The organism is Paracoccus limosus, from assembly GCF_009711185.1.
GTDB lineage: Bacteria > Pseudomonadota > Alphaproteobacteria > Rhodobacterales > Rhodobacteraceae > Paracoccus > Paracoccus limosus.
The window spans coordinates 1-20,493 of record NZ_WMIF01000040.1 but is presented as its reverse complement, the minus strand read 5'-3'; the positions used below and the strand labels follow the sequence as shown (position 1 = coordinate 20,493).

Below are 20,493 nucleotides of genomic sequence, written 5' to 3'. Positions count from 1 at the left end.
ATCAGCATCCCGTGCTCGGCCTCCGATAATCATCGAAGGCACAATGGACCCAACCCCCGGTCGGTGGGGTCCCTTTTGGACGCCGATCACCCCAGAAGCGGGGTCCTTATTGCAAGCCGTTCAACAACAACGTCCGCCGCAAACGGGCATTGCCATATTTGGAGATCTTGCTCCGGCCGCGGAACATGCCGGACTGAACGGTCGCGAGGTCCATGCCGCAGAACTTCAGAAACTGCCGATGATGACGGAACCTGCGCAGGTCTCCCGTCTCGGCCAGGATGGTCAGGGCGTTGATCGGCCCGATGCCGGGAATGCTGCACAGCAACTGATAGTCGGACCGATCGCCCAGCAGTTCGACGGCGCGATCCTCAATAGCATTGCGCTGCCGGATCAGGCTCCGCCCTTCGGCCAGCATCATGCGAAACGTGCGGATGGCGTCCAACTCCGGGGACACGGGCAGACCCGCGAAAGTCTTCGCCGTTTCGTAAATATCTGACAACATGAGGGTCTTCTCGACCTTGCGCCCGACTACCTCCCAAGCGGCCTTGGTGAACTCCTCCTTGGTCAGCGCCGAGATCATGTGCGGAGAGGGGAACATCTCGAGGAAGGCCAGAAACCAGTCCGTGCGTGAACTGCGGTGGAAACGGTCGGCTTCCGGAAAGTAGAGCGGTAGGTAATGGGTCAGAATGCGGTGCCACAGCTCGGTCTTGGCCCGCGAGACGGCATCATGAGTCTTTGACAACTCCTGGATGTCGTTCGTGCCAGCTACCATCGGGTCCTGAAAGATCTGCACCGCGCCGATCTGCAGCATATGCAAGATAACCTGGGCATCCTTGGGATCATTCTTGTCCCAGCTGTTGTGCAGGGCCTCCCGCGTGCGGGCCAGGGCGACCGAAGACACCAGCTTCAGGTCGAACCCGGCGACGCCAAGATGATACATCAGCACGCGATGATAGTTGCCCGTGGCCTCGAAACCGATCCGGACGGGCAGGCCGTATTCCCGCAAGATCGCGATGAGCCGCATGAAGTCATCAGTGCTGTTGGTGATCGTCAGGCGCCGCCGGCGCGTCTTGCCCGGGACAGCGATCAGCACCTCGTGCCGATATTTGGAAATGTCGATGCTTACCAGAACGCGGGCATCCGAAGTATGCTCAACCTTGGCCATGGCCGGTCTCCTCTGTGGTGTGGTTCGCAAAACCACCATAGAGACCTGAGACCCGGTTATGGCCGCCTGCTGCGCAATTTGTGGGCTGCGCAGGCGGCCACAACCTTCAACGGCGCGTCATTCCCGACATGCTATGGCATCCAGTTCGCAGAGCAGCTGCGGAACCGAAACACCATCTACTCCCGGCCGATGCGCTTCGACATGATCTGTGAGGCAAACGGGATTGAGCGCCGGCTGACCAAGCCCAACCATCCCTGGACCAATGGCCAGGTCGAGCGCATCAACCGCACGATCAAAGACGCAACGGTCAAGCGCTTCCATTACGACAGCCACGACCAGCTGCGCGCCCACCTCGGCGACTACATGGCAGCCTACAACTTCGCTCGCCGACTGAAGACGCTCAATGGCCTCACGCCCTACGAATACATCTGCAAAATCTGGACATCAGAGCCAGACAGATTCATCGTGAACCCCATCCACCAAATGCCGGGACTGAACAACTAGCGACGGCTGGCCAAGGTCCGGCGCAGTTTGGGCGCGGTTCGGCGCGCGAAGCCATCCAGATCGTCCAGAGCAAGCCGCTGATCTGTGGTAGGACGATCCCGGCCTCGACCCGACCTCTTCGCCCAATGGTGACGTCGGGACAAGGTCTGGCCCGTTCCCCCGGCATAGGCGCGCCGGGATGCAGATATCGGCCAGCCCAGCTTTGCCCTTGACCGACGCGGCAGGCAAGGTCCTAGCATGATGCGCAGATCCGTTGACGGAATGCGCAGCACAGTGACCTTTCATCCCTCTGACCAAGGCCTCAGCGCCACGATTCTCGTTCTGCCCGAGGCCTCGCTGATGAGCCTTGCCGCGACGCTGGACCCGATGCGGGCGGCCAACCGGATCGCGGGCGGCCCGGCCTATCGCTGGCAGGTGGTCTCGATGGATGGTCAGCCGGTGGCGACCAGTTGCGGGCTGGCGGTGCAGGTCGATGGCGCCTTCGTGCCGCAGCGGGAATGCGATCTGCTGATCGTGGTCGCGGCCTTCAGCATCGCCCGCCATGTCACGCCGCGGGTGATCTCGGCGCTGCGGCTGGCGGCACGCCGCGCCGGCATGGTCGGCGGGGTCGAGGCCGGCAGCTGGGTGCTGGCCATGGCCGGGCTGCTCGACGGGCGCGAGGCGACCACGCATTGGGAGGATCTGGAGGAATTTGCCGCCCGCTTTCCGCAGGTCCGGGTCAAGCCGGACCGCTGGGTGGTCGATGGCCCGGTCTTTACCACCGGCGGCGCCGCGCCGGCGCTGGATTTCATGCTGGCGCTGATCCGGGGCCGGCAGGGCATCGGTGCGGCGCTGAATGTCGCAAGCCTTTATGTCTATGACGAGGTGCGGCTGCATTCCGACGCGCAGCCCCTGGTGTCGCTGGGTCGGCTGGGCCGGCTGGAGGGCCGCGTCGCCCGGGCGATCCGCCTGATGGAGGAGCATCTGGAGACGCCTTTGGCGATCAGCGCCATCGCGCGGCGGATCGGCTGCTCGACCCGCACGCTGGAGGGGCTGTTTCGCGAAACGGTGCAAAGCTCGCCCGGGGCCTATTACCTGTCGCTGCGGCTGCAACTGGCACGGCGGCTGGTGGTGGACACCGATCTGTCGATGGCCGAAACCGCCGTGCGCACCGGGTTTTCCTCGATCGCGGCGCTGTCGCGGGCGTTCCGGCGGCAGTTCGGGCATCCGCCCTCTGCCGCCAGAGCCCGGTCACAGACCTAGCGCGGCCCGTGCGGCGGGCAGGGCGGGCTGGCCTGCGGTGGTGGTGACATCCTTGAGCCAGCCGTCCAGCACGGCGGGATTGTCCTTGAGCCAGCGCGTGGCGGCATCGCGCGGCGCCATGCCCTGATCAAGGATATAGGACATCATCAGATCCTCGGCCTCGACGGTAAAGCTGAGGTTCGACAGGAACTTGCCAAGGTTCGGGCAGTCCTTGGAAAAGCCGGCGCGGGTGTTGGTCAGCACGCTGGCGGCGCCGTCCTTGGGCCCGAACATGTCTTTGCCCTCGGTCAGATAGGCCATCTTGAAGCGCACGTTCATCGGATGCGGCCGCCAGCCGAAAAACACGATATCCTCGCCCGAGCCGATGGCGCGCTGCACCTGCGCCAGCATGCCCTGTTCGCTGGATTCCACCAGCTCGAAGCTGCCAAGGTCGAAGCCGTTCTCGGCGATGGTCTTGAGGATGGTGGTATTGGCGCTGCTGCCGGCCTCGATGCCATAAATCTTGCCGCCCAGCTTGTTCTTGAAGCGGGCGATGTCGGCATAGGTCTTCAGCCCGGCGTCATAGGTTGCCTGCGGCACGGCAAAGCCGATGCGCGCGCCTTCCAGATTGGCGCGCACCACCTCGATCTGGCCGGCATCGACCAGCGGCTTCTGGATCGGTTCCTGCAGCGGCATCCAATTGCCCAGGAAAACGTCGGTATCGCCCTTTTTCAGCGACTCGTAGGTGACGGCGACCGACAGGATCTGCACCTCGGGCTTGTAGCCAAGGGCTTCGAGCACCAGTGCCGAGATCGTGGTCGTGGCGGTGATGTCGGTCCAGCCCACATCCGAGAAGCGGGGCGATTGACAGGCGGCGGGTTCGGCCGCATGAGCCTGCACAGCAAGGCTGAGCGAGGCGAGGAGTCCGGCGGCGATCTGGCGCTTCATTCTTGTTTTCCTCCGTTGTTGGCAGGCCGGGCGGCGGGCGCGGCGGCCATGGAAAAATGATAGCCGGGAACGACAAGGCCTGTTGGCCGGTTGCGCAGCAATCTTTGCAATTTGCGCAGCTTTGGCGGGTTTCGGCATGGGTTTTGCTAGCGCGCGCGGGGGCAGGGCGGGTGCCCCGGTCCAGACGAAAACGCGCCCCGGCGGGAACCGGGGCGCGCGTTCGTTTTCTGCCAATACTCGTTCAGGCGGTGGCCGGCGCCGGGCGGGGCTGCACCCCCGCCATTCCGGCATGGCGCGTGGCCCAACCGGACAGCGCCTCGGCCACCGCCGGCCCGGGCAGCGAACTGGCCCGCAGCTTCAGATCGGTGTGCAGCAACATGGTTTCCACGGTGGCGGCCAGCGCGCCGTCGCCGCGCCACAGCCGATGCAGCAGCCGCATCTTCTTGCCCTCGCCCAAGAGCACCTGCGTGGTGATGGTCAGCCGGTCGCCGGCATGGATCTCGTCCAGATAGCGGATGTGGTTTTCGACGGTAAAGAAACTGCGCCCCGAGGCGATGTAATCCGCATCCGCCCCGATCATCTGCATGAAGCGATCCGTCGCCAGCGAGGCGGCCTCAAGGTAATGCGTCTCGTTCATGTGGCCGTTGTAATCGGTCCATGTCACCGGCACCTGCCGGGCGGCGGTAACGGGCAGGCCGTCCCGCTCGCCCAGATCCGGCAGGGCCGCCTCATGCGCGCGCACCACACCGCCCGCGCCGCTGCCCGAGCGGCGCAGCGCCCGGATCATGCCAACGACATTGTCGTCGCGCAGCCGCTCCAGTTCGCGGATCGAGCGGTGGCCGGATTGCGCATCCGACTGGCCGGCGATCAGATCGACCAACTCGTCGTCGAACTCGGGCACATCCATCAGCTTGGTCCAGGGCCAGGAGAGCGCCGGGCCGAATTGCGCCATGAAGTGTTTCATCCCGGCCTCGCCGCCGGCGATACGATAGGTCTCGAACAGGCCCATCTGCGCCCAGCGGATGCCAAAGGCCATGCGGATCGATTCGTCGATTTCCTCGGTCGTGGCGATGCCGTCCTTGACCAGCCACAGCGCCTCGCGCCAGACCGCTTCAAGCAAGCGGTCGGCGATATGGGCGTCGATTTCCTTGCGCACGATCAGGGGGAACATGCCGATGCTGCGCAGGATTTCAGCGGCGCGGGCGCAGGTCGCGGCACCGCCCACCAGCTCGACCAGCGGCAGCAGATAGACCGGGTTGAAGGGATGGGCCACCACGGCATTGGTGTCACCGGTGTTCAGTTCCGACGGCTTGAACCCCGAGGTCGATGAGCCAAGGATCGCCCCCGGTTTCATCGCCGCACGCAGTGCGGGCAGAACCTTGTGTTTCAGGGCCAGCGTCTCGGGCACCGATTCCTGCACCCAGTCAGCGCCGGCGACCGCCTCGGCCATGTCGGTGTGAAAGCTCAGCCGCCCCTCGGGCGGCAGGGCGCGGTCGTAAAGCGCGGGCAGCGCGCGGCGGGCATTGGCCAGCACCTCGCCCAACTTGCGTTCGGCCTGCGGGTCGGGGTCGAACACCGCCACGTCCCAGCCGTTCAGCAGGAATCGCGCCGCCCAGCCGCCGCCGATGACGCCGCCGCCGATGATCGCAGCCCGGCTCATGCCGCCACCTGCACGGGCGCGCGTTTCACAAGGCCCAGTTTCTCACGCACCTCGGCCGGGCCAATGACCCGCGCGCCAAGGTTTTCGATGATCGTCGCCGCGCGTTCGACCAGTTGCGCATTGGTGGCAAGATGCCCCTTGCCCAGCCACAGATTGTCCTCAAGCCCGACGCGGACATTGCCGCCGGCCAGCACCGCCGCGCCCACATAGGGCATCTGGTCGCGACCAAGGCTGAAGGCCGACCATGTCCAATCCGCCGGCACATTGTTCACCATCGCCATGAAGGTGTTCAGGTCATTCGGCGCCCCCCATGGCACGCCCATGCAAAGCTGCACCAGGGCGGGTGAGACCAGCGTGCCCTCGCGCACCAGTTCCTTGGCGAACCACAGATGCCCGGTGTCAAAGGCCTCGATTTCCGGCTTCACCCCCAGCGCGGTCATCATGCCGCCCATGGCACGCAGCATGCCCGGCGTGTTGGTCATCACATAATCGGCCTCGGCAAAGTTCATCGTGCCGCAATCCAGCGTGCAGATCTCGGGCAGGCATTCGGCGATATGGGCCATCCGCTCGGTCGCGCCGACCATGTCGGTGGCGCCCGCGTTCAGCGGAAACGGTGCCTCGGTATTGCCGAAAACGATGTCGCCCCCCATGCCGGCGGTCAGGTTCAGCACCACGTCGACCTCGGCCTCGCGGATGCGGTCGGTCACCTCGCGGTAATAGGCCAGCTTGCGCGAGGGCGCGCCGGTTTCAGGATCGCGCACATGGCAATGCACCACGGCGGCGCCGGCCTTGGCGGCGGCAATGGCGCTGTCGGCGATCTGTTTCGGGCTGCGGGGCACATGGGGCGAACGATCCTGCGTCGCGCCCGAACCGGTGACGGCGCAGGTGATGAAGACATCGCGGTTCATGGTAAGCGGCATGGCGCACTCCTGAGGTTTCGCGGCCGATGCTACGGGGTGACTTGCGGCAAAAATGGTCTTATTCTGTCATGTGATTGTCCAAACTTGTCAGCTTTCATGACCCGCGTCGCCTTTCTGCTGTTCGACGGCTTCTCCAACATGGTGCTGTCCTGCCTGCTCGAGCCGCTGCGCGCCGTGCGCGATCAGGCGCAGATCGACATCCGCTGGCAGGTGCTGACCCCGGACGGCCAGCCGGTGCGCAGTTCCAGCGGCCTGTCGATCGCCCCTGACCCCGAGACCGCCGGGCCCTTCGACATGCTGGTGGTGGTCGCGGGCTACGGGTTTCGCGACCATGCCGCCGGGCGCGGCCCGCGCCGCATCGCCGCGCTGGCCCGCAGCAGCCGGGTGGTTCTGGGTGCCGACAGCGGCGCATGGCTGATCGCGGCGGCAGGGTTGTTGCACGAGCAACCGGCAACGCTGCACTGGTCGCTGCTTGCCGATTTCGCCGAGAGTTTTCCGCAGGTGCAGGTCAGCCCCGCCCGCCATGTCATGCAGGGCCGGATCTGGAGTTGCGGCGGCGCCTCCAGCGCGCTGGATCTGATGCTGGCCTTTATCGCCGAACGTTTCGGCCCGGCGCATGCCTTCATCGCCTCCAGCATGTTTCTGCACGATGCCGACAGCCAGCAACCGGCGCCGGGGCGTTGGGTTGGCAAGGGCAGCGCGCGACTGCGGCAGGCGGTGAACCTGATGGCCGACCATATCGAAACGCCGCTGCCGCTGTCGGACCTTGCCCATCGTCTGGGCGTGTCGCTCAGCAAGCTCGACCGGCTGTTCAAGGCCGAGCTGAACATGGCGCCGGGCCGATATTACCAGATGCTGCGGCTGTCGCAGGCGCGCGATCTGGCCGCCAGCAGCGATTTCGCTCTGCACGAGATCGCGCTGCGCTGCGGCTATGCCAGCGCCGCCGCGCTCGGCAAGGCGTTCCGCCGCGCCTATGGCCATGCCATCCGTCAGGCGCCGCGCCGAGGCTGAGCCGCCCTTGCACAGCCGCACGATTTGCGCTTTGTCTCGCGGCATGGACAGGTTGCGTTTTTCCCCGATCGCCGCCGGCTTGCCGGCCACGGTGCCCTTCACCGGCCCCGAAACGCTGGAGCGTCGCCGTGGCGCGCCCTTCATCGCCCGGCTGGGCGCCAATGAGAACGGCTTCGGCCCCTCTCCGCGCGCGGTGGCGGCCATGGCGCAGGCGGCGGCCGAACAGTGGAAATATGCCGATCCCGACAGCCATGACCTGCGCCATGCGCTGGCTGCCCATCACGGTGTCGACCCCGCCCAGATCATGCTGGGTGAGGGGGTGGACGGGCTGCTGGGCCTGCTGGTGCGCCTCACCGTGGCGCCGGGCGATGTGGTCGTGACCTCTGAAGGCGCCTATCCCACCTTCAACTTCCATGTCGCGGGCTTCGGCGGCCAGCTGGTCAAGGTGCCCTATCGCGACGATGCCGAGGATCCGCAGGCGCTGCTGCAGGCGGCGGCCCGGCATGGCGCACGGCTGGTCTATCTGGCCAACCCCGACAATCCGATGGGCAGCTGGCATCCCGGCAGCACCATCACCGCCATGCTGGACGATCTGCCGCCCGGCGCGCTGCTGGTGCTGGACGAAGCCTATGCCGAATTCGCCCCGGCCGAGGCGATCCCGCAGATCGACCCCGCCGACCCGCGCGTGATCCGGTTTCGCACCTTCTCCAAGGCTTACGGCATGGCGGGCGCGCGCATCGGCTATGCCATCGGCCCGGCGCCACTGATCGCGGGTTTCGATCGCATCCGCAACCATTTCGGCATCAACCGCGTCGGCCAGATCGGCGCGCTGGCCGCGCTGGCCGATCAGGACTGGCTGCACCAAACCCGCGAAAAGGTCGCGACGGCACGCGACCGCATCGCCGGGATCGCCCGCGACAACGGGCTGACGGCGCTGCCCTCGGCCACCAATTTCGTCGCCGTGGACTGCGGCGGCGATGGCGACTTCGCCCGCCGCGTGCTCGCCGCCCTCGCCGATCTCGGTATCTTCGTGCGCATGCCGGGCGTGGCGCCGCTCGACCGCTGCATCCGCGTCTCCTGTGGCCCCGAACCCGAGCTGGCGGCCTTTGCCACGGCCCTGCCACAGGCCCTGGCTCTGGCGCGGACGGCCTGATCCTTCACCATTTTCCAAATACCCATGCGGCCTCTGCCACCGGGCCCATCAGTCCAGCGGCAGCGCCGTCGTCGCCTTCAGCTCTTCCATCGACAGCAGGGCGGTGACGTTGTGGATCCGCACCTCGGAAATCAGCGCCTGATAGAAGCGGTCATAGGCGCGGGCATTGCGCACCCGCACCTTCAGGATATAGTCGATGTCGCCGGCCAGCCGATGCGCCTCGATCACCTCGGGGCGGGCGCGCACGGCGGCCAGAAACTTGCGCGCCCAGTCGGGGTCATGCTCGCTGGTGCGGATCAGGACAAAGAAACAGGCGTCCAGACCCAGGGAATCGGGGTCCAGCAGCGCCACCTGTCCCCGGATCACGCCGGCCTCGCGCAGCTTGCGGATTCGGTTCCAGACCGGGGTTTTCGAGGCCCCGACGCGGGCCGCGATATCGTCCAGTGACAGGGTCGCATCCTCCTGCAGCAGGGACAGGATTTTGCGGTCGACCGCGTCCAGCCGGATCGGTGTTTGTCTGTCTTGCTCCATCGCGAAATCTGATCCCGTAACACCGGCCCAACTGCGGACCTGTTTCTTATTTATTCTCCCCACTCGTCAATAAGGGGGAAGATTTTCTATATAGAGCACACCCATACCGAAAGGCAAAAGGCGATGTCCAAAGGCTTCACCCCCACACCCGCAAAACCCGCCGTCATTACCGCCAATGACCTGCGTCTGGGCCATTGCGTGTGGATGCGTGATGGCGGCTGGACCGCCGATCCGCGCGAAGCCGAGCTGTTCGAGGACGAGGCCATTGCCGAACTGGCGATGATCGAGGCGATCCGGCAGTCCAACATCGTCGTCGGCCCCTATCTGGCCGAGGCCCGTCGCGGTCAGGACGGCCGCCCCGAGCCCACCCATTTCCGCGAGGCCTTCCGCCGCCGTGGCCCCTCCAACTATTTCCACGGCATCCAAGCCGAACTCGCGCAATCTGATACCGAGGCCAGCCATGTTTGACGCCCGCCCCCAGCACAACGAATACCTGCGCCACCGCGCGCAGCAGTTCCGCGCCCAGGTCGCGCGCCGGCTGGACGGTTCGCTGACCGAGGACGAATTCCGCCCGCTGCGCCTGATGAACGGCGTCTATCTGCAGCTGCATGCCTATATGCTGCGCGTGGCCATCCCCTATGGCACGATCAGCCCCGACCAGATGCGCACGCTCGCGCTTCTGGCCGAGAAATGGGACAAGGGCTATGGCCATTGGACCACGCGCCAGAACATCCAGTACAACTGGCCGAAACTGGTCGATATCCCGGACATGCTTGACGCTCTGGCCGAGGTTGGCCTGCATGCCATCCAGACCTCGGGCAACACGATCCGCAACACCACGACCGACGCCTTTGCGGGCGCCGCCGCCGATGAGGTTGCCGATCCGCGCCCCTATGGCGAGCTGATCCGGCAATGGTCGACCGACCATGCCGAATATCAATTCCTGCCGCGCAAGTTCAAGATCGCCATCACCGGCTCGGAACATGACCGCGCCGTGATCGCCGCGCATGACATCGGCCTGCGCCTGAAACGCGATGCCGAGGGCGGGATCGGCTATCAGGTCTGGGTCGGCGGCGGGCTGGGCCGCACGCCGATGATCGGTCAGGTGGTGCGCGAATTCCTGCCCGAGGCCGACCTGCTGCCCTATCTGGAAGCGATCATCGCGGTCTACAACCTGTCGGGGCGGCGCGACAACAAATACAAGGCCCGCATCAAGATCACCGTCGCCGAGCGCGGTCTGGACGTGATCCGCGACGAGGTCGAGGCCGAGTTCATCAACCGCCGCGCCGCCTTTGCCGGCGTCGATCAGGACTATCTGGCCGCGCTGAAGGCGATGTTTGCGGCCCCGACCTTCCGCGTCGCGCCCGAGGGCGATTACGAGGCGCAGCGCGCCGCCAATCCCGCCTTCCGCAGCTGGACGGACACCAACCTCTCGGCCCACAAGGCGCCGGGCTATGCCAGCGTCAAGGTCAGCTTCAAGGCGCCGGGCCAGACGCCGGGCGACGCCTCGGCCGCGCAGATGCGCGTGCTGGCCGATCTGGCACAGCGCTATGGCCATTCGGACCTGCGCATCAGCCATGACCAGAACGTGGTGCTGCCGCATGTGCACAAGTCGGACCTCTTCGCGGTCTATCAAGAGCTGAAGGGCGCCGGCCTGCATACGGCCAATGCCGGGTTGATCTCGGACATCATCGCCTGCCCGGGCATGGACTATTGCGCGCTGGCCACCGCCCGCTCGATCCCGATCGCGCAAGAGATCGCCGAGCACTTCCGCGCCCGTGATCTTGAGGACGATATCGGCAAGATCGACATCCGCATCTCGGGGTGCATCAACGCCTGCGGCCACCACCACCTTGGCCATATCGGCATTCTGGGGCTGGATCGCGCCGGCGTGGAAAACTACCAGATCACGCTGGGCGGTGACGGTTACGAGATCCCGCAGATCGGGCAAAAGCCCGGCGCCGGTTTCCCGGCCGAAGAGGTCGTGGGCGCCGTCGATCGGCTCATCAATGCCTATCTGGACCTGCGGTCCTCGCCCGAGGAGCGCTTCATCGACGCCTATCGTCGGGTCGGCATGGCGCCGTTCAAGGCGGCGCTTTACGAAACGGCTGCCCATGCTTGATGACACATTGGATGCCCGCGCCTCGCGCCTGAACGATCGTTACAAGCATCACGCCGCGACCGAAGTGTTGCGGCGGGCCCTGCGCGACCCCGATCTGGGGTCGACCACGCTGGTTTCCAGCTTTGGCTCGGAATCGGTGGTGTTGCTGCACATGGTCTCGGTGGTGGCGCCAGGCACGCCGGTGCTGTTCATCGACACGATGATGCTGTTTCAGGAAACGCTGGATTATCAGCTGGAGGTCACCCAAAAGCTGGGCCTGACCGACGTGCGCGTGATCCGCGCCACCGAACCCGAGGTGGCGCTGAACGACCCGGACGGCACGCTGCACCAGTTCAACACCGACGCCTGCTGCGATTTCCGCAAGACCATTCCCCTGGAGCGCGAGCTGTCGAAATTCGACGCATGGATCACCGGGCGCAAGCGCTTTCAGGGCGGTCAGCGTCAGGAGCTGGAGTTCTTCGAGGCCGAGCCGCCGCTGCGGCTGCGCATCAACCCGCTGGCGCATTGGCGCCGCGAGGACATTCAGGAATATATGGCCGAGAACAACCTGCCGCGCCATCCGCTGGTCGCCAAGGGCTATGCCTCGATCGGCTGCGCGCCCTGCACCTCGCCGATCAAGCCCGGCGAGGATCCGCGTGCCGGACGCTGGCGCGGCAGTCAAAAGACCGAATGCGGCATCCATTTCATCGGCGGCAAGATGGTCCGCGCAGGAGCGAACACATGAGCGATTTCTTTCTGGTCCGCGACGACGGTTTCCATCCCGATGACGGTGCCGAGGCTCCGGTTCTGTCGCCCGATACCGATCCGGCGGGCCTTGACGCCTATCTGGGCCTTGAGCTGGTCGCGGTGGACTTTCCGTCCTTTACCGATGGCCGAGGCTTTACGCTGGCCCGGCTTTTGCGCGAAAAGGGCTACCGGGGCCGCCTGCGTGCCGTGGGCAGCCTGATCGCCGACCAATATGCCATGGCGCGCCGCGTGGGCTTTGACGAGGTCCGCATCCCGGCCGCACTGGCCGCCCGCCAGCCGCAGGAGCAATGGCTTTACCGTGCCGACTGGCAGGATTGGGACCATCGGTCGCGCCTTGCCGGATGAGATCGGGGTTTTCCCCCGGCCGCCTTGTGATCTAGATAGACCGGAATTGACATGACCCTGGATGTGCCCGTGGCCGAAGCCGCTGCCAAACCCGCCAAAACTGTGCCTGACGCCCAGACCGTGACCGCGGTCAAGCATTGGACGGACCGGCTTTTCTCGTTCCGGGTGACGCGCCCGGCGTCGCTGCGCTTCCGCTCGGGCGAGTTCGTGATGATCGGTCTGCCGGGCGACAACGGCCGGCCGATCCTGCGCGCCTATTCCATCGCCTCGCCGGCATGGGATGACGAGCTGGAATTCTATTCGATCAAGGTGCCGGACGGGCCGCTGACCTCGAAGTTGCAGAATATCCAGGTCGGCGACGAGATCATCCTGCGCCCGAAGCCGGTGGGCACGCTGGTGCTGGACGCGCTGCTGCCGGGCAAACGGCTGTGGTTTCTGGCGACCGGCACCGGGCTTGCGCCCTTTGCCAGCCTGATGCGCGAGCCGGAAAGCTATGAGCGCTTCGAGCAGGTGATCATGATGCACACCTGCCGCACCGCCGACGAGCTGACCTATGGCCGCGATCTGGTCGAGAACCTGAAGCATGATCCGCTGCTGGGCGAGATCTATGGCGAGGATTTCGCCAAGCGGCTGCTGTATTACCCGACCACGACGCGTGAGGACAGCCCGCTGATGGGCCGCATCACCGACAACCTGACCTCGGGCAAGGTCTTTACCGACCTGAACCTGCCGCCGATGGACCCGGCCACGGACCGGGCGATGATCTGCGGCAGCCTTGCCTTCAACACGGATGTGAAGGCCGTTCTGGAAGGCTTTGGCCTGCGCGAGGGCGCCAACAGCGAGCCCAAGGAATTTGTGGTCGAGAAGGCGTTCGTGGGCGACGGCATCTGAGGTTGCGCCGGGGGTTTCACACCCCCGGACCCCCGTGGGATACTTGTCCACGAAAGAAGCCCGGCGTTGACAGTTCGCAGGACGCCCCCCATGTTCCGACGCCGAATCATGCGAAGGAATTTCAATGGCTGTCGTCGTCGTCGAATCTCCGGCCAAGGCCAAGACGATCAACAAATACCTGGGCGACGACTATACCGTTCTGGCGTCCTTCGGGCATGTGCGCGACCTGCCGCCCAAGGATGGCAGCGTCGATCCAGAAGCCGATTTCGCAATGAAATGGGAGGTTGCGGCGGATAGCCGCAAGCATGTCAAGGCGATCAAGGATGCGCTGGCGAGCGATCCGAACCTGATCCTGGCCACCGACCCCGATCGCGAGGGCGAGGCGATTTCCTGGCACCTGCTGGAAACGCTGGCACCGGCGCTGAAGAAGGGGGCCGCCGTCAGCCGGGTGACCTTCAACGCCATCACCAAAAATGCCGTGACCGAGGCCATGGCCAATCCGCGCCAGATCGACCAGCCGCTGGTCGATGCCTATCTGGCGCGGCGGGCGCTGGACTATCTGGTCGGCTTCAACCTGTCGCCGGTGCTGTGGCGCAAGTTGCCGGGCGCGAAATCGGCGGGCCGGGTGCAATCGGTCGCCCTGCGCATCATCGTCGACCGCGAGATGGAGATCGAGGCCTTCAAGGCGCGCGAATACTGGTCGGTGCACGCCCGGCTGGCGACGCCGCGCGGCGATGAGTTCGACGCGACCATGACCGTCTTTGGCGGCAAGAAGCTGGAACGTTTCGACATTGCCGATGAAGAGACCGCCAAGCTGGCCGTAACCGCGATCCGCGACCGGGCGCTGAAGGTCGAAAGCGTCTCGGCCAAGCCTGCCAGCCGCAACCCGTGGCCGCCCTTCATGACCTCGACCCTGCAGCAAGAGGCCAGCCGCAAGCTGGGCCTTGGCGCGCGGGCCTGCATGTCGGCGGCGCAGCGGCTGTATGAGGCCGGCCACATCACCTATATGCGGACCGATGGCATCGACATGGCGCCCGAGGCCGTGATGGCCGCGCGCGACGCCATCAGGAAGCGCTTTGGCGAGGATTACCTGCCGAAATCGCCGCGCATGTATAAAAACAAGGCCAAGAACGCGCAGGAAGCCCACGAATGTATCCGTCCCACCGACATGATGCTGTCGCCCGACAAGCTGCCGGTCGCGGACAAAGATCAGAAGGCGCTCTATGACCTGATCTGGAAGCGCACCATCGCCAGCCAGATGGAATCGGCCCGCATGGAGCGCACCACGGTCGAGATTGCCAGCGCCGACGGGCAGGTGGGTCTGCGCGCCAATGGGCAGGTCATGCTGTTCGACGGCTTCCTGAAAGTCTATGATCAGGGTCGCGATGATGAGGATGACGAGGACAGCCGCCGTCTGCCGCTGATCCATGAGGGCGAGGCCACCGAAAAGCGTTCGGTCACGCCCGAGCAGCACTTCACCCAGGCGCCGCCGCGCTATACCGAGGCCACGCTGGTCAAGCGCATGGAAGAGCTGGGCATCGGCCGCCCCTCGACCTATGCCAGCATCGTCACGACCATTCAGGACCGCGATTACGTCCGCAAGGAGCAGAACCGCCTGATCCCCGAAGACAAGGGCCGGCTGGTCACCATCTTTCTGCTGAAATATTTCCCGCGCTATGTCAGCTATGATTTCACTGCCCATCTGGAAGGTGAACTCGACGACATCAGCGCCGGCGATCTGGCTTACCGCGAGGTGCTGCGGCGTTTCTGGCGCGATTTCACCGTCGCGCTGGAGGGCACCAGCGAGCTGCGCATCACCGAAGTGCTGGACGCCATCGACGAGGCCTTGGCGCCGCATCTTTATCCGCCGCGCCCCGATGGCTCTGACCCGCGCGAATGCCCGGTCTGCCACAAGGGCCGGCTGCATCTGAAGACCGCGCGCTCGGGCGGGGCATTCATCGGCTGCACCAACTATCCCGAATGCCGCTTTACCCGGCCAATCGGCAATCCCGATGCCGAGGTGGTGGGCGACACCGTTCTGGGCACCGACAATGGCGACGAGATCAGCCTGAAGAACGGCCGCTTTGGTCCCTATGTCCAGCGCGGTGAGGCGACAGCCGAGGTGCCAAAGCCGCCGCGCTCCTCGATCCCCAAGGGCTGGGAGCTTGCCTCGGTCGATCTGGAAAAGGCGCTGGCCCTGCTGGCCTTGCCGCGCGAGATCGGGCCGCATCCCGAGGATGGCGTGCCGGTCGAGGCCGGGATCGGGCGCTATGGCCCCTATGTCAAGCACGGCTCGAAATACGCGAACCTGCCGGATGTGGACGAGGTCTTTACCATCGGCATGAACCGCGCGGTCGAGGTTCTGGCCTCGAAGGTGGTGCGTGGCCGGGCTGCGGCTGCCGCACCGCTGGCGGAGCTGGGTGAGCATCCTGATGGCGGGCCGGTGCAGGTCATGGCCGGGCGCTATGGTCCCTATGTGAAATGGGGCAAGGTGAATGCGACCCTGCCGCGAGATCTGGAGCCCGGGGCGATCACACTGGAACGGGCGCTGGAGCTGATCACCGAAAAGGCCGGCAAGGCCAAGAAACCCGCCCGGGCCTCGGCCAAGGCCGAAAAGGCACCGGCCAAGAAGGCACCGGCGAAAAAGGCGCCTGCGAAAAAGGCTGCAGCCAAGAAGCCGGCAGCGAAGAAGGCCGCAGCAGAAACTTCTGGCGAGGAGGTGCCGGCGGCGAAAAAACCCGCCGCCCGCAAGGCCACGACCCGGAAAGCCGCTGCCAATCCTGACCCCGAGGCCTGACGGGGCAGGGCGCGCCTGCCTCCCCATGGGCGCGGGCAGCCCCGTCCTCGTGCGATATGCGAACATCGGCATCCGCGCCCCCTCTGCGTTGCATCGGCGGGGCGCGGCATGGCGGCAGTCGCGTTGACTCCGTTCCGCAACGTCGCCAAAACGAAGCGGAACCAGGCGGAGGATTTCATGAAGAAGGTCTATGGCAGCGCGGCTGAGGCGCTGGACGGACTGCTCAAGGACGGCATGTTCATTGCTGCCGGCGGCTTTGGTCTGTGCGGCATTCCCGAGCTTCTGATCGACGCGATCCACAAGGCGGGCACCAAGGATCTGACCATCGCCAGCAACAACTGCGGCGTGGATCATTTCGGTCTGGGCATCCTGCTCGACTCGCGCCAGATCAAGAAGATGATCTCGTCCTATGTCGGCGAGAACGCGGAATTCATGCGTCAGTATCTCTCGGGCGAGCTGGAGCTGGAATTCAACCCGCAGGGCACGCTGGCCGAACGCATGCGGGCGGGCGGCGCGGGCATCCCCGGTTTCTACACCAAGACCGGCGTCGGCACGGTGATCGCCGAGGGCAAGGATCACAAGGATTTCGACGGCGAAACCTATATCCTTGAACGCGGCATTGTCGCGGATCTGGCCATCGTCAAGGGCTGGAAGGCCGACGAGTCCGGCAACGTGATCTTTCGCAAGACGGCGCGCAACTTCAACGTCCCGGCGGCGAAATGCGGCCGCGTCTGCATTTGCGAGGTCGAGGAGATCGTCCCGACCGGCAGCCTTGACCCTGACCATATCCACCTGCCGGGCATCTATGTGCACCGCCTGATCCAGGGCCAGCACGAGAAGCGCATCGAACAGCGCACCACCCGCAAGAAGGAGGCCTGAGCATGTGGGACCGCAACCAGATGGCTGCCCGCGCGGCGCAAGAGCTTCAGGACGGCTGGTATGTGAACCTGGGGATCGGCATCCCGACCCTGGTGTCGAACTATATCCCCGAGGGCGTCGAAGTGACGCTGCAATCGGAAAACGGCATGCTGGGCATTGGCCCCTTCCCCTATGAGGGCGAAGAGGACCCCGATCTGATCAACGCCGGCAAGCAGACCGTCACCGCCGAGAAACAGACATCGTTCTTTGACAGCTCGGAAAGCTTTGCCATGATCCGCGGGGGCAAGATCGCCATGGCGATCCTTGGCGCGATGGAGGTGGCCGAGAACGGCGATCTCGCGAACTGGATGATCCCCGGCAAGCTCGTGAAGGGCATGGGCGGTGCGATGGATCTGGTCGCTGGCGTGAAGCGCGTTGTGGTGGTCATGGACCACACCAACAAGGCGGGCGAATCCAAGGTGCTCAAGGCCTGCACCCTGCCGCTGACAGGGCAGAAGGTCGTTGACCGCATCATCACCAACCTTGGTGTGCTGGATGTGGTCGAGGGCGGGTTGCGGATCGTGGAGCTGGCCGATGGCGTCAGCGAGGACGAGCTGCGCACGGCGACCGAGGCGACCATCGTCGGCTGAGGCTGACAGGGCAGAGGGGGCTGTCTGCCCCCTCTTGCGGCTGGCGCCGCAATTCACCCCCGAGGATATTTGGACACGAAAGAATGGGCGATTGGGGACCCGAGCAGATCGCGGCGCTGTTCACCCGCGATGGGCAATATCTTTGTGCGCGCTGGGGGCGCCCGGTCGCGCCGGTCATCTTTGGGCTGGCCGATGAGACGCTGGACGTCTTTCGCAGCGTCACGCGGGCAGCACTTGCGCATGCCGGGATCCCGCTGGCCGAGACCGATCCCGAAATGGGCGCCAATCTGCTGAGCTTCTTCGTGCGGAATTGGGCCGAGCTTGAGGGGATACCCGACCTCGCGCGGCTGACGGGCCAGGACGATCTGCCCGCAAGGCTGCAAGCGCAAGCCGCCGATCAATATCGCATCTTTCGCTTTGACGCCGATGGCGGCATCCGCGCCTGTATCACTCTGGTCAACATGGGCGGCCGTCTGGCCGATGCCCATCCCGCAGAGCTGGCCGAGGCCTTGGTCATGCGCTCGCTGCTGACCTTTGCGCAAGAAGTGCCCCCTTCGCCCAGCCTTGCCGTGCTGATCCGCGCGGCCTATGACCCGGCCATGCCCTTGGTGGCTCGCGATCCGTCGCACGCCTTGCGGCTGGCGGCGCGCATGGCCGTCGCACGCTAGTTTCTTTCGTGGTCAAATATCCTCCGGGGGAGTCGCCGGCACGGCGACGGGGGTGGAAAACCCCCATGCGACAGATCAGGCAGGAGAGCCGCCGATGCATCAATTCCCCATCCGCGTCTATTACGAAGACACCGACCTGGCTGGCATTGTCTATTACGCCAACTATCTGAAGTTCATCGAACGTGGCCGCAGCGAGTGGCTGCGCGATCTGGGCATCGATCAGGTCGTCCTGAAACGCGAAGGCATGGTCTTTGTCGTCCGGCGTGTCGAGGCGGATTATCTGGCCCCGGCGCATTTCGACGACCATCTGAGCGTCGAATCGCAGCTCCACGAGATCGGATCGGCCCGCATCGCCATGCGCCAGTCAGTGATCCGCGCCGGCAAGACGCTGTTCAGCGCGCTGGTGACGCTGGTCTGCATCAATGACGCTGGCCGGCCGGTGCGGATTCCACCCGCTCTGGTTGCGCAACTGACGCAGAATTGAGACGGGCCGGGGTTTGTCCCCGGCCGCAGTTCTGCTAAGGCCCGCATGAGAAGCCGCATCCAGCGGCCCCAAGAACAGGCCAAATCCGATGGAACAACTCGCCGGAGCCGGGACGCCGGTCGATTTTTCGCTGATCGCGCTTTTCATGCGCGCCTCGCTGACGGTGCAGATCGTCATGCTGATCCTGCTTCTGGCCTCGTTCTGGGCGTGGTCGATCATCATCCGCAAGCTGATCACCTTTGCCGCCGCCCGTCGCGACGCCGAGAAATTCGACCGCGCCTTCTGGTCGGGCCAGCCGCTGGACGATCTTTACGACCGCATCGGCGAAGAGCCCAAGGGTGCCTCCGAGCGGATCTTTTCGGCGGGCATGACCGAATGGCGCCGCAGCCATCGCGATGATGGCGGGCTGATCGCGGGCGCGACCTCCCGCATCGACCGCGCCATGAGCGTGGCGATCAACCGCGAAGGCGACAAGCTGACTGCGGGCCTGCCGTTCCTGGCCACTGTCGGCTCGACCGCACCCTTCATCGGGCTTTTCGGCACCGTCTGGGGCATCAAGACCGCCTTCGAGGAAATCGCGATTTCGCAGAACACCTCGCTGGCCGTGGTCGCGCCGGGCATCGCCGAGGCGCTTGTCGCGACCGCGCTGGGGCTTTTCGCCGCCATTCCGGCCGTGATCCTTTACAACAAGCTCAGCTCGGACAGCGACCGGCTCATCGGCAATTACGAAAGCTTTGCAGACGAGTTCTCGACCATCATGTCGCGTCAGCTGGACGAGGAATAGATGGGCGCAGGGGTGGTCAAGAAGGCCCGGCGGGGGCGCGGACGCGCCAAATCCCAGCCGATGGCCGAAATCAACGTCACGCCCTTTGTCGACGTGATGCTGGTGCTGCTGATCATCTTCATGGTCGCGGCGCCGCTTCTGACCGTGGGCGTGCCGCTGCAACTGCCCAAGACCGCCGCGCAGGCGGTCCCGGCCGAACCGGAGGAGCCGCTGGCGGTCTCGGTCACGCCCGAGGGGCCGATCATGGTGATGAACACCGAGGTCCCCGAGGATGAGCTGGTCACCAAGCTGCGCGCTGTCGCCTCCGAGCGGCAGAGCGACAAGATCTATCTGCGCGCCGATGGCACGATCCCCTACTCCCGCATCATGCAGGTGATGGGGGCGTTGAATGCCGCCGGTTTCAGCAACATCGTGCTGGTCACCGACACCGGCGGCCCGCGCATGGACGCGGGCACCAAGGGCTAGAGCGATGGATCGCGCCGACCGCATCGGCTATTGGGTTTCGGGTGCCGCGCACCTGGGCGTGCTGGGTTTTGCCATTCTGGGCGGGGCGCTGTTCCGTCCGCAGCCGCTGGAGGCCGTGCGCATGGCCGAGGTCTCGACCATGTCCGAAGCCGAGTTTCAGGCGCTGGCGAGTGCTGCCGAGGGTCGCGCGCCCTTAGCTGATGTCGCTGCGACGACGCCCGCGCAGCCCAAAAGCCCCGCTACCGAGGATCGGGCCGGCGCGCCCGAGGCGCAAAGCCCGCCCGCCCCGGATGAGGCCGCCGCCGAGTTGTCCGCTCCCGCCCGTCCCGAGGCGCGCCCCGACCTGTCGGACCTGCAAAAAGCCGCGCCGGTCGAGGTGGCGACGCTGGCGCCGCAGCCTGAACCGCCAGCCTCTGCCGACAGCGCCGCCGCCCGCCCGGCCAGCGCCTCGCGTCCGCAACCGGCCCGGCAGACGCCGGCGGCGCTGGCGCCGGTCGAGCCGGGCTCGACCCTGGCGCCGCAGGCCTCCGCCCGCCCGCGCGGTCGCCCCGATGGGCTGGCCGAGGCGC

19 protein-coding genes and 3 pseudogenes are annotated in these 20,493 nt (G+C 65.5%); 17 read left to right on the top strand and 5 right to left on the bottom strand.

The genetic code is table 11. The annotated features are described in order from the left end of the window. Positions 1-127: 127 nt before the first annotated feature. Positions 128-1,165: pseudogene (locus tag GL279_RS17855) on the bottom strand (IS110 family RNA-guided transposase); the annotation flags it as partial. 222 nt (positions 1,166-1,387) lie between these two features. On the opposite strand from GL279_RS17855, the pseudogene GL279_RS17850 reads away from it, so the two are divergent. Beyond that, a pseudogene (locus GL279_RS17850) lies at positions 1,388-1,669 on the top strand (integrase core domain-containing protein); the annotation flags it as partial. 237 nt (positions 1,670-1,906) lie between these two features. After that, a complete protein-coding gene (locus GL279_RS17845; RefSeq protein WP_246175384.1) occupies positions 1,907-2,911 on the top strand; it encodes a GlxA family transcriptional regulator in 1,005 nt (334 codons plus the stop codon). On the opposite strand, the gene choX is transcribed toward GL279_RS17845, so the two are convergent. The 3 genes from choX to bcoG form a co-directional block, all read right to left on the bottom strand. Beyond that, a complete protein-coding gene (choX, locus tag GL279_RS17840; RefSeq protein WP_155065974.1) occupies positions 2,900-3,838 on the bottom strand; it encodes a choline ABC transporter substrate-binding protein in 939 nt (312 codons plus the stop codon). The two genes, GL279_RS17845 and choX, sit on opposite strands and share 12 nt — an antisense overlap. 241 nt (positions 3,839-4,079) lie before the next feature. After that, a complete protein-coding gene (locus GL279_RS17835) occupies positions 4,080-5,498 on the bottom strand; it encodes a carnitine 3-dehydrogenase (RefSeq protein ID WP_155065973.1) in 1,419 nt (472 codons plus the stop codon). Beyond that, positions 5,495-6,418 (bottom strand): 3-dehydrocarnitine:acetyl-CoA trimethylamine transferase BcoG, encoded by a 924-nt coding sequence (gene bcoG, locus GL279_RS17830; protein ID WP_155065972.1) that lies wholly within the window; start codon positions 6,416-6,418, stop codon positions 5,495-5,497. The genes GL279_RS17835 and bcoG overlap by 4 nt, the downstream gene beginning before the upstream one ends. 96 nt (positions 6,419-6,514) lie before the next feature. Between bcoG and GL279_RS17825 the strand changes: the two genes are divergently transcribed. Together GL279_RS17825 and GL279_RS17820 are read left to right on the top strand one after the other, a co-directional pair. Then, the gene (locus tag GL279_RS17825; protein WP_170294021.1) at positions 6,515-7,429 is read left to right on the top strand and encodes a GlxA family transcriptional regulator; all 915 of its coding nucleotides are present in this window, start codon (positions 6,515-6,517) and stop codon (positions 7,427-7,429) included. 43 nt (positions 7,430-7,472) lie between these two features. After that, the gene (locus GL279_RS17820) at positions 7,473-8,582 is read left to right on the top strand and encodes a pyridoxal phosphate-dependent aminotransferase (RefSeq protein WP_155065970.1); all 1,110 of its coding nucleotides are present in this window, start codon (positions 7,473-7,475) and stop codon (positions 8,580-8,582) included. Positions 8,583-8,630: 48 nt separating this feature from the next. Here the strand turns inward: GL279_RS17820 and GL279_RS17815 are convergent, their stop codons facing one another. After that, the gene (locus GL279_RS17815) at positions 8,631-9,113 is read right to left on the bottom strand and encodes an Lrp/AsnC family transcriptional regulator (RefSeq protein ID WP_155065969.1); all 483 of its coding nucleotides are present in this window, start codon (positions 9,111-9,113) and stop codon (positions 8,631-8,633) included. A gap of 123 nt (positions 9,114-9,236) precedes the next feature. Here GL279_RS17815 and GL279_RS17810 point away from each other — a divergent pair, with 123 nt between their 5' ends. The 13 genes and pseudogenes from GL279_RS17810 to GL279_RS17750 all read left to right on the top strand — a co-directional run. Then, the gene (locus tag GL279_RS17810; protein ID WP_155065968.1) at positions 9,237-9,581 is read left to right on the top strand and encodes a DUF2849 domain-containing protein; all 345 of its coding nucleotides are present in this window, start codon (positions 9,237-9,239) and stop codon (positions 9,579-9,581) included. Beyond that, complete coding sequence (locus GL279_RS17805) at positions 9,574-11,235, top strand: nitrite/sulfite reductase (RefSeq protein ID WP_155065967.1); 1,662 nt, start codon at positions 9,574-9,576, stop codon at positions 11,233-11,235. The genes GL279_RS17810 and GL279_RS17805 overlap by 8 nt, the downstream gene beginning before the upstream one ends. Further along, positions 11,228-11,959, top strand: a complete 732-nt coding sequence (locus GL279_RS17800; protein ID WP_155065966.1) for a phosphoadenylyl-sulfate reductase — start codon at positions 11,228-11,230, stop codon at positions 11,957-11,959. Before GL279_RS17805 ends, GL279_RS17800 begins: the two co-directional genes overlap by 8 nt. After that, positions 11,956-12,327: a DUF934 domain-containing protein gene (locus GL279_RS17795; RefSeq protein WP_155065965.1), complete on the top strand. Its 372-nt coding sequence runs from the start codon at positions 11,956-11,958 to the stop codon at positions 12,325-12,327. The genes GL279_RS17800 and GL279_RS17795 overlap by 4 nt, the downstream gene beginning before the upstream one ends. A 51-nt stretch (positions 12,328-12,378) precedes the next feature. Then, the gene (locus GL279_RS17790; RefSeq protein ID WP_155065964.1) at positions 12,379-13,218 is read left to right on the top strand and encodes a ferredoxin--NADP reductase; all 840 of its coding nucleotides are present in this window, start codon (positions 12,379-12,381) and stop codon (positions 13,216-13,218) included. 124 nt (positions 13,219-13,342) lie between these two features. Then, positions 13,343-16,015 (top strand): type I DNA topoisomerase, encoded by a 2,673-nt coding sequence (gene topA / locus GL279_RS17785; RefSeq protein WP_155065963.1) that lies wholly within the window; start codon positions 13,343-13,345, stop codon positions 16,013-16,015. A gap of 177 nt (positions 16,016-16,192) precedes the next feature. Continuing rightward, a complete protein-coding gene (locus GL279_RS17780) occupies positions 16,193-16,894 on the top strand; it encodes a CoA transferase subunit A (RefSeq protein WP_155065962.1) in 702 nt (233 codons plus the stop codon). Positions 16,895-16,896: 2 nt separating this feature from the next. After that, positions 16,897-17,523, top strand: a complete 627-nt coding sequence (locus tag GL279_RS17775) for a 3-oxoacid CoA-transferase subunit B (protein WP_155065961.1) — start codon at positions 16,897-16,899, stop codon at positions 17,521-17,523. 83 nt (positions 17,524-17,606) lie between these two features. Beyond that, entirely contained in the window at positions 17,607-18,191 is a 585-nt protein-coding gene (locus GL279_RS17770) for a hypothetical protein (protein WP_155065960.1), read from the top strand. 94 nt (positions 18,192-18,285) lie between these two features. Continuing rightward, positions 18,286-18,675: a tol-pal system-associated acyl-CoA thioesterase gene (gene ybgC, locus GL279_RS17765; RefSeq protein ID WP_155065959.1), complete on the top strand. Its 390-nt coding sequence runs from the start codon at positions 18,286-18,288 to the stop codon at positions 18,673-18,675. Between the two features lie 88 nt (positions 18,676-18,763). Then, positions 18,764-19,459 (top strand): protein TolQ, encoded by a 696-nt coding sequence (tolQ, locus tag GL279_RS17760; RefSeq protein WP_155065958.1) that lies wholly within the window; start codon positions 18,764-18,766, stop codon positions 19,457-19,459. Beyond that, positions 19,460-19,924 carry an ExbD/TolR family protein gene (locus GL279_RS17755; protein ID WP_155065957.1) on the top strand — a complete coding sequence of 155 codons (465 nt, stop codon included), beginning with the start codon at positions 19,460-19,462 and terminating at the stop codon, positions 19,922-19,924. A gap of 4 nt (positions 19,925-19,928) precedes the next feature. Then, positions 19,929-20,493 (top strand): annotated as a pseudogene (locus tag GL279_RS17750) (protein TolA); the annotation flags it as partial.